Source organism: Actinoallomurus acaciae (assembly GCF_042429965.1).
Taxonomy (GTDB): domain Bacteria; phylum Actinomycetota; class Actinomycetes; order Streptosporangiales; family Streptosporangiaceae; genus Actinoallomurus; species Actinoallomurus acaciae.
Genome location: NZ_JBHLZP010000407.1, coordinates 375 through 7,665 on the forward strand (window position 1 = coordinate 375; position 7,291 = coordinate 7,665).

6 protein-coding genes and 1 pseudogene are annotated in these 7,291 nt (G+C 72.1%); 3 read left to right on the forward strand and 4 right to left on the reverse strand.

Features of this window, described 5'->3' with window-relative positions:
* Window positions 1-253: pseudogene (locus tag ACFFNX_RS36505) on the forward strand (MFS transporter); the annotation flags it as partial.
* Between the two features lie 10 nt (window positions 254-263).
* Here the strand turns inward: ACFFNX_RS36505 and ACFFNX_RS36510 are convergent.
* Window positions 264-1,721 carry an MFS transporter gene (locus ACFFNX_RS36510; RefSeq protein ID WP_378210550.1) on the reverse strand — a complete coding sequence of 486 codons (1,458 nt, stop codon included), beginning with the start codon at window positions 1,719-1,721 and terminating at the stop codon, window positions 264-266.
* A gap of 120 nt (window positions 1,722-1,841) precedes the next feature.
* Here ACFFNX_RS36510 and ACFFNX_RS36515 point away from each other — a divergent pair, with 120 nt between their 5' ends.
* Window positions 1,842-2,156, forward strand: a complete 315-nt coding sequence (locus ACFFNX_RS36515; RefSeq protein ID WP_378210555.1) for a YciI family protein — start codon at window positions 1,842-1,844, stop codon at window positions 2,154-2,156.
* 66 nt (window positions 2,157-2,222) lie between these two features.
* On the opposite strand, the gene ACFFNX_RS36520 is transcribed toward ACFFNX_RS36515, so the two are convergent.
* The 3 genes from ACFFNX_RS36520 to ACFFNX_RS36530 form a co-directional block, all read right to left on the reverse strand.
* Window positions 2,223-5,750 (reverse strand): FG-GAP-like repeat-containing protein, encoded by a 3,528-nt coding sequence (locus ACFFNX_RS36520; RefSeq protein ID WP_378210551.1) that lies wholly within the window; start codon window positions 5,748-5,750, stop codon window positions 2,223-2,225.
* 141 nt (window positions 5,751-5,891) lie between these two features.
* Complete coding sequence (locus tag ACFFNX_RS36525) at window positions 5,892-6,113, reverse strand: hypothetical protein (RefSeq protein WP_378210552.1); 222 nt, start codon at window positions 6,111-6,113, stop codon at window positions 5,892-5,894.
* The gene (locus ACFFNX_RS36530) at window positions 6,100-6,348 is read right to left on the reverse strand and encodes a DUF6400 family protein (RefSeq protein WP_378210553.1); all 249 of its coding nucleotides are present in this window, start codon (window positions 6,346-6,348) and stop codon (window positions 6,100-6,102) included. Before ACFFNX_RS36530 ends, ACFFNX_RS36525 begins: the two co-directional genes overlap by 14 nt.
* A 207-nt stretch (window positions 6,349-6,555) precedes the next feature.
* On the opposite strand from ACFFNX_RS36530, the gene ACFFNX_RS36535 reads away from it, so the two are divergent.
* Window positions 6,556-7,291 (forward strand): hypothetical protein (locus ACFFNX_RS36535; protein WP_378210554.1); only part of this gene is annotated, 736 nt, incomplete at its 3' end.

The window sequence follows — 7,291 nt, forward strand, 5'->3', positions numbered from 1 at the left end:
CCAGACGCTGACCGCGCGTCTGACGACGCCGCTGCCGATCGGGATGAGCCGGGCGGAGTTCGCCCGCCGTCTCGCCGCGTACCTGGCCGCGGTCAAGGCGGCCCTGCACACGGAGTACGCCGACATCTTCTGGGCCACCGCGGCCCTGTGCGTGGCCGCCGCGCTGCTCGCGCTCGCCATCGGCCGCCGTCCCGCGGCCGGTGAGAGAGCGGCGACGCCGGCCGAGGAGGACGCCCTCACCGGTCCGGCGTGAGAGTGCACCGTCACCGCCGGGCGAGCGGTCCCGCGGCGACCTGTGCCACGTCGTCGGTGGCGAACCGCTCGGCGGCACGTGCCGCGGTGGCGCGGGCCCAGCGTCCGGTCGTGACCATGCCGAGTACGAGGACGACGAGGCCGTACGCCGTCACGAGCCACCAGCCGGCGTGACTCGCCGAGGCGAAGCCCGCCCGGAACGATCCGTGGATCCCGGAACTCACCAGCGAACCGGCGAGGGCGACGCCGAGAGACTGACCGACCTGGCGGCTCGTGGAGGCCGTCGCGGCGGCGACGCCGGCCTGGTCGCGGGGCATCCCGGCCATCGCCGTGTTGGTGATCGGGGCGTTGACCATCGCCATCCCGGCGCCGAAGACGAAGTACGCGGTGATCAGCAGGCCGGTGGGCGTATCGGTGGTCAGGCCGGAGAGCAGGACGCCCCCGGCGGCCAGGCAGACCCCCGCGACGAGCAGTGAGGGACGCGGTCCCCGGCTGCCGACGAGCCGGCCGGACAGAGGAGCGAGCACCATCGTCATCGCCGCGATGGGCAGGACGTACAGGCCGGCGAGCAACGGCGACAGGCCGCGCACGTCCTGCAGGTAGAGGGTGTTGAGGAACAGGAAGCCGCCCAGCCCCGCGAACGCGCTGACCGCGATCACCGTCGCGCCGGAGAACGGCGCGCTGCGGAAGAACCGCAGCTCGATCAGCGGGTCGGCGCGGCGGGGCTCGTACACGAGCAGCGCGGCGAGCGCCGCCGCGGAGAGCCCGAAGAAGCCGAGGATCTTCCCCGAGCTCCAGCCGGCGCCCGGCCCCTCGATGATCGCGTAGGTCAGCGCCGAGAGCATGACGATGACGAGCAGTTGTCCGACCGGGTCGGGCCGGCGCGCCCGGGGCGCCTTGGACTCCGGCACGAAGAGGGCGGTCAGCACGAGAGCGGCCAGCCCGACCGGCACGTTGATCCAGAAGATCGATCGCCACCCGACCGAGTCGATGAGAGCACCGCCGACGATCGGGCCCAGCGCCATGCTCACGCCGCTCACGCCGCCCCAGATGCCGATGGCACGGGCGCGCTCGCGCGGCTCGGTGAACGTGTTGGTGATGATCGACATGGCGATCGGGTTGAGCATCGACCCGCCGACGGCCTGCAACACGCGGAAGGCCACGAGCCAGCCCAGGCTCGGCGCCGTGCCGCAGAGCGCCGAGCCCACGACGAACACGACGAGGCCGGTCTGGAACGTGCGCCTGCGGCCGATCCGGTCGCCGGTGGAACCGGACAGCATCAGGAGACTCGCCAGCACCAGCGTGTAGGCGTCGATCGTCCACTGCAGGCCGTTGACGGGCGCGTGGAGATCGTGCTGGAGCGAGGGAAGGGCGACGTTGACGATCGTGCTGTCGAGCCCGACGATGAACAGGCTCATACAACAGATCGCCAGGACGAGCGTTCGCCGACGGTGGGCGAGTTCCGGCACCGGCCCTCCTGCACTGGTCCAACGTTAGTTTCCGTACCTAACTATCGAGGATATCCGCCGGCAGGAACGGCGGGACGAGGGGAGGTGCGGACGCGCGCCCCGCGCTAAGGTCACCGCGTGATGCTGCACCTGTTGTCGCTGCGCTACACCGGATCGGAGCGAGAGGCCGGGCCGTACGTCGCGGCGCACGTCGCCTTCCTCGAACGGCATCACCACGACGGCACCTTCCTGGTCTCGGGCCAGACCGTCCCTCCGTCCGAGGGAGGCGCCATCGTCGCGGCGGGCGTCGACCGGGGGACCGCCGAACGGCTGACCGCCGAGGACCCGTTCGTCGTGGCCGGGGTCGCCACCTACACGATCACCACGATCGCCCCCGGCCGCGTGCACCCGGCCCTGGCGGACGTCCTCGCCGCCACCCCCGCACCGGAGCGCTGAGAGGTCCCCGGCCGGGCACCTCCCGTGATGGGACCGCCGGGTGCCCGGGCACGCGACGGCTCACCGTCAGGGGCTCGCCGGGAGGCTCAGGTTGCCCGCGTCGTCCACGGCCTGAATGGTGACCTTCTGCGCGTCGGCCGGGACGGTCACGCTCTGCGTGCCGCCCGCGTCCACGGTCGCCGGGACCGTCGTCGTGGTGCCGTCGGCGGTGACGCGGTAGGACGTCGCGCGGCCCGTGTACCCGTCGTCGCCCGGGGCGGTGAAGGTGACCGTCGCGCCGCTGCGCTGGAGGTCCTTCAGCAGGCCCGGCGGGCGGGTGTCCGTGCCGTACCGGCCGGTGCGCCACTCGTCGTGGTGGTAGGCCCACGACTCGGCGTCCGGCTTGCCGTCGGTCTTCCAGGCGAACAGGTAGCCCTCGCGGGTCGTGGTGACCAGGTCGGTCTTCCCGTCTCCGTCCAGGTCGCCCGCGACCGGCGAGAACAGGGTCCAGCCGCCGGTGAACTTGGGGAAGCCCGCGGCCTGTCCGGAGGGGGTGAAGGCGTGCACGGTGGAGGTGTCTCCGCCGTCGACGACCTCGGCCTTCCCATCGCCGGTGACGTCGGTGATCAGCGGTGCGCCCAGGAAGTCCAGTCCCTCCCGTTCGTGCGGGAAGCCGGAGACCGGTAGCCCGGTGACCGCGTCGTAGCCGCGTTCGAAGTTGCCGATCGGGCTGCCGCTGCCCGGGTACAGCAGCGCCGCGATCAGCGACACCGCGCCCGATCCCGACTCGGCGTACCCCAGCCGGCCGGCGGTCCCGAAGCGTCCGAACGTGCCGGTCGTGGTGAACGAGGCGGGCACGTCGGCGGGCAGCTTGCCGCCCAGCAGCGCGCGGATCACGCTCTCGTCGCCGTTCAGCAGGCCGAGCGCCGGGTTGTTCAGCGGGCCGTACGCGTTCCGTACCTTGCCGTCCCCGCCGATGAGGAAGGTGGCCGCGAACGACGGCCCGGTCGCCACCTCGTCCTTGCCGTCGCCGTCGACGTCGGCCACGGCGGGGCTGCCCGCCGCCTCGGTGATGAACTCCTGGGCACTGCCGTAGTAGGTGATGATCGACGGCAGCCGTACCGGCCAGCCGCCGACCGCCGACCCGTCGGCGTGGTAGGCGTACACGTAGTTCGCGCCGAGCGGCTGGATGCCCGCGCCGGGGCTCTCGGAGTGCTGCGAGCGCACCACGATCTCCGGTTTGTGATCGCCGTCGAGGTCGGCCACGGCCGGGGTGGCGTCGAGCTTCGCGTCGTCGATGGCGACGCCGGAGGCCGGCTTCGGCGGGTCGGCGACCTTCACCGGCCAGCCGGGCACCGCGCCGCCGTCCGCGTGCCAGGCGTGGACGTGCCCGTCCCAGCCCGCCTGCACGATCTCCAGACCGGGCTTGCCGTCGAGGTCGACGAGTACGGGCGAGGCCGTCGCGCCCTGGTGCGGCAACCGGGTGTACGGCAGCGAGGGGCGGGGGATCGCCGGCTTGCTCACGCCCGTGTCGAGCGTCTTCGGCCAGCCGGGCAGCGTCTTTCCGGAGGAGTCGAAGGCGTACGTACGGCCCGTGGTGCTGGTCGCCACGACCTCCTGCCGTCCGTCGTGGAACAGGTCGCCGACCGCGACCGGCGCGATGATCGGCTCGTGGCCGGGGTCGAAGCCGGGGATCCGCGCGGGGCTCGCGTCGGTGGTGGCGGGCCAGCCGGGCAGCTCCTTGCCGCTCACGCCGTCGATCGCGTGCACCCGGCCGTCGGCGTCGCCGAACACGATCGCCTGGTGGCCGGTGCCCTGGAGGTCCGCCAGCGCCGGCTGGCTCTCCCCGCCGATGCCGAACCTCTGCGGGAAGCCCGCCCGCAGGGTCGCGTCGTGGTGGACCGCGATCGTACGTCGCTCCTCGCCCACCCGGCCCTGGTCGTCCCAGACGCGCAGGCGGAGGGTGACCGTGTACTGCTCGGTGGCCGACAGCGCCTTGTCGTCGGACATCGTGTAGGCCTTCGTCCAGAACGACTGGGGCAACCCGGCGAGGTCCAGAGTGCCGACCCTGCCGTCGTAGACACCGCTGCCGTCGCCCGATCCGGCCTCGGTGAAGTCGCCCTCGGCCGGGTCGAGGCCGGGCGCGAACTGCAGTTCGTACCGGAAGCTCGACGCCCGCCGCGCCTCCACGTGCCCGGTGACCGGCACGGACGCCGTCGTCTCCGGGTCATAGAGGGAGTACCAGTCCGGGCTCTCGATCGAGGCGACCGGGGGGATGTCGCCCTTCGCCACCGCGGCCATGGCGGCGTGGACGTTCGGCCGGCCGTACCCGTACTGGCTGTCCCAGCCGGGCCGGCCCGGCCAGCCGAGGCTCGTGTCGGCGATGTCGCTCGCGGTCGCCCGCATCACCTGGACGGCCTCGCCGTTGCTCAGCGGCCAGGCGATCTTCTTCTCCTGCGCCGCCTGCGCGCCGTACGACAGCAGCAGGCCGAACAGCCCGCCGGTCGTCGGCGTCGACTCCGACGTCGAGCCGCCCATGGTGGCCACCGAGAACATCGCGTGCGCGCCGAAGGAGGTCAGGTTGGAGCGTTCGCGGTACGTCGTGGTCAGCGCGTTGGCGAGCGGACCCGAGACGCCGGCGGTGTTGGGCACCAGCCCGTTGCCGGGGATGACGTGCGGCCAGAACATGCCGCCCTGGTGGTCGGTCGAGTCGAAGTCGTTGCTGGACTCGACCATGACCACGCCGTCGTTCCAGAGCTTGTCCACGGCGCGGCGCATGGCGGAGGAGTAGCCGAGATCCGCGGTGGTGCTCACGATGACCTTGGCGCCCGCGCGCCCCGCGTACAGCCACGCCGCGGCGAGGTCGTCGGTGCGGTCGAGCGCCTCCTGGCCGGCCCGGATCGGCATCAGCCGGCACTTCGGGCAGATCCCCGCGCCGAGCGTGCCGTTGTCGGTCTGCGCGCCGGCCTTCCTGAGCTGGTCGTTGGCGTGGCCGTACGTGCCGTCGGAGGTGGCCGGGTCGTTCTGGTCGTCGTAGAAGTCCCAGCCGGAGATGTCGTCGGTGAAGCCGTTGCCGTCGTCGTCCTTGCCGTCGGAGAAGGCGACGATCAGGTCCTCGGGGTCGATGACCCCGTTTCCGTTGGCGTCGTGGACGCGGTCGTCGTCCTTGTAGTCGGCGGCGGTGACCGCGCCGTCGCCGTCGCGGTCGTAGGACGAGGAGCCCTGCGGCTTGGGCAGCTCACCGGTGTTGAGGTAGACCTTGTTCGCCAGGTCGGCGACGTCCGAGCCGTGCCAGTTGATCCCGGCCTCGACGTAGGCGATCACCGTGTCGGGCGACCCGGTGGTGTAGTCCCGCCAGGCCGCGTCGACCGACATGCCCGACGCGCCCTCGGGGTCCTTCGCCGTGGGCGTGCAGCGCGGTATGAACGAGTAGAGGTTGTGCTGCTCGGCCCCTGGCGCTCCCGTGGTCAGGCAGGTGAGGGCACTGCCCTGCTCGGCGGGCGCGTAGTCGGGATCGTTCGGCGGCCCGGCCGGGAACGCGGCGGCGCCGCCCGATCCGGTGGAGAGCGTCACCACGAGGACGACGGCGAACACGACGGCCAGGACACGCCTCATCCGACCCACCTCAATCGCGTCTGATCGCGCTGATCACATTGAGGCAATCGAGGAGTCAGGAACAGCCCTTTGACCGCATGAGGACATGAGTAATCCTCGTGTTCGGCGCGATGTCATCGCGCCGGACGACCGGTTCCCGCCCTACGCGGCGTCGCCGCCGGCGGGTGTCTCGTGCTCCCACAGATGGGTGCAGGACGGGCACTGCAGGTACAGGACGCGCCCCCGGTTGGCGAGCAGGTAGCGCCAGTGGGCGGTGCAGGTCCGGCCGGTGCCGCAGGTGTCGCAGCCCTCGTGGTCGCGGCACCGCGGGCAGGGGATCCAGGCGCGGCGGCCGATGTCGGCGCCGGGGTCAATCGGCAGCACGGCCCGGCTCCCGTCGTGGCAGTACGCCGGCCGACACCAGCCGGTCGTAGATCTCCTGCTGCCGCGCGTCGAGACCGGAGTAGAGCAGGTCGTGCGCTGCCTCTTCGTCTCGCAGCGCGGCGGCCGGGTCCCAGTGCGGGCCGAGCGCCGCGACGACCTCGGCGCGGCGGCGGGCCTCTTCGCGTTCGAGATCGACCTCGAAGGTGACATACCTGTGGCGGGGATCCTGATGCATTTCGACTTCCCGGGGGAGGGTGATCACGGAGGGTGAAGCTGAGGGTGGGGTGTCACGGCCTGGAAGGCATGTTATAGCTGATCAGCGACATATGACCAAAACGTGCATCACGGTGGGTTACGGGCAGCCCGACCCCGATGAAGCCGCCGGGCGCGATCGGGACGCCGCGCGGGCAATCCGCGCGGCGCGGTGCTCCGAATGTCTCATATGACGTTCCGCATCGAGGACTACACGAGGTCGGCCGCGCCCGTGCCGCTCGACGACCTGGACTTCGCCGCGTTCGGCACCCGGCCGCTCAGCCCCGCCGGGCTGCGATGCCTGCGCTACATGACCGACGTGGAGAACCACACCGTCTGCTACCTGCGCGACCTGCTCGTCACGCCGTCGCACGCCGATCCGGAGATCACCGCGTTCCTCACCATGTGGAACTACGAGGAGTACTGGCACGGCGAGGCGCTCGCGGCCGTACTCGCCGCCCACGGCGTCACCGGCGGCGACGAGCACATCCGCGCGGTCCGCCGCGCCCTGGGATGGCGGGACCGCGTCGCGCCGATCCGGCAGGCGCTGCTGGCGCAGGCGATCGGCGAGGACTTCATCGCGGTCCACATGACCTGGGGCGCGATCAACGAGTGGTCCACCCACACCGCGTACGCCCGGCTCGTCGAGCGGCTGCGCCATCCCGTGCTGACCGAGCTTCTCCGGCGCATCATGCGTCAGGAGACCCGGCACGTCGCGTTCTACGTGAGCCAGGCGCGGGCCCGGCTGGAGCGGTCGCGGCGCGCGCAGCGGCTGACGCGGTTCGCCCTGCGCAGGTTCTGGCAGCCGGTGGGGTCCACCGTCATGCCGCGGGCCGAGACGCGGCACCTGCTCACGTACCTGCTCGCCGGGCCGGAGGGCGAACGCGCGGCGGCGGGCATCGACGCCCGCGTCGATCGGCTGCCGG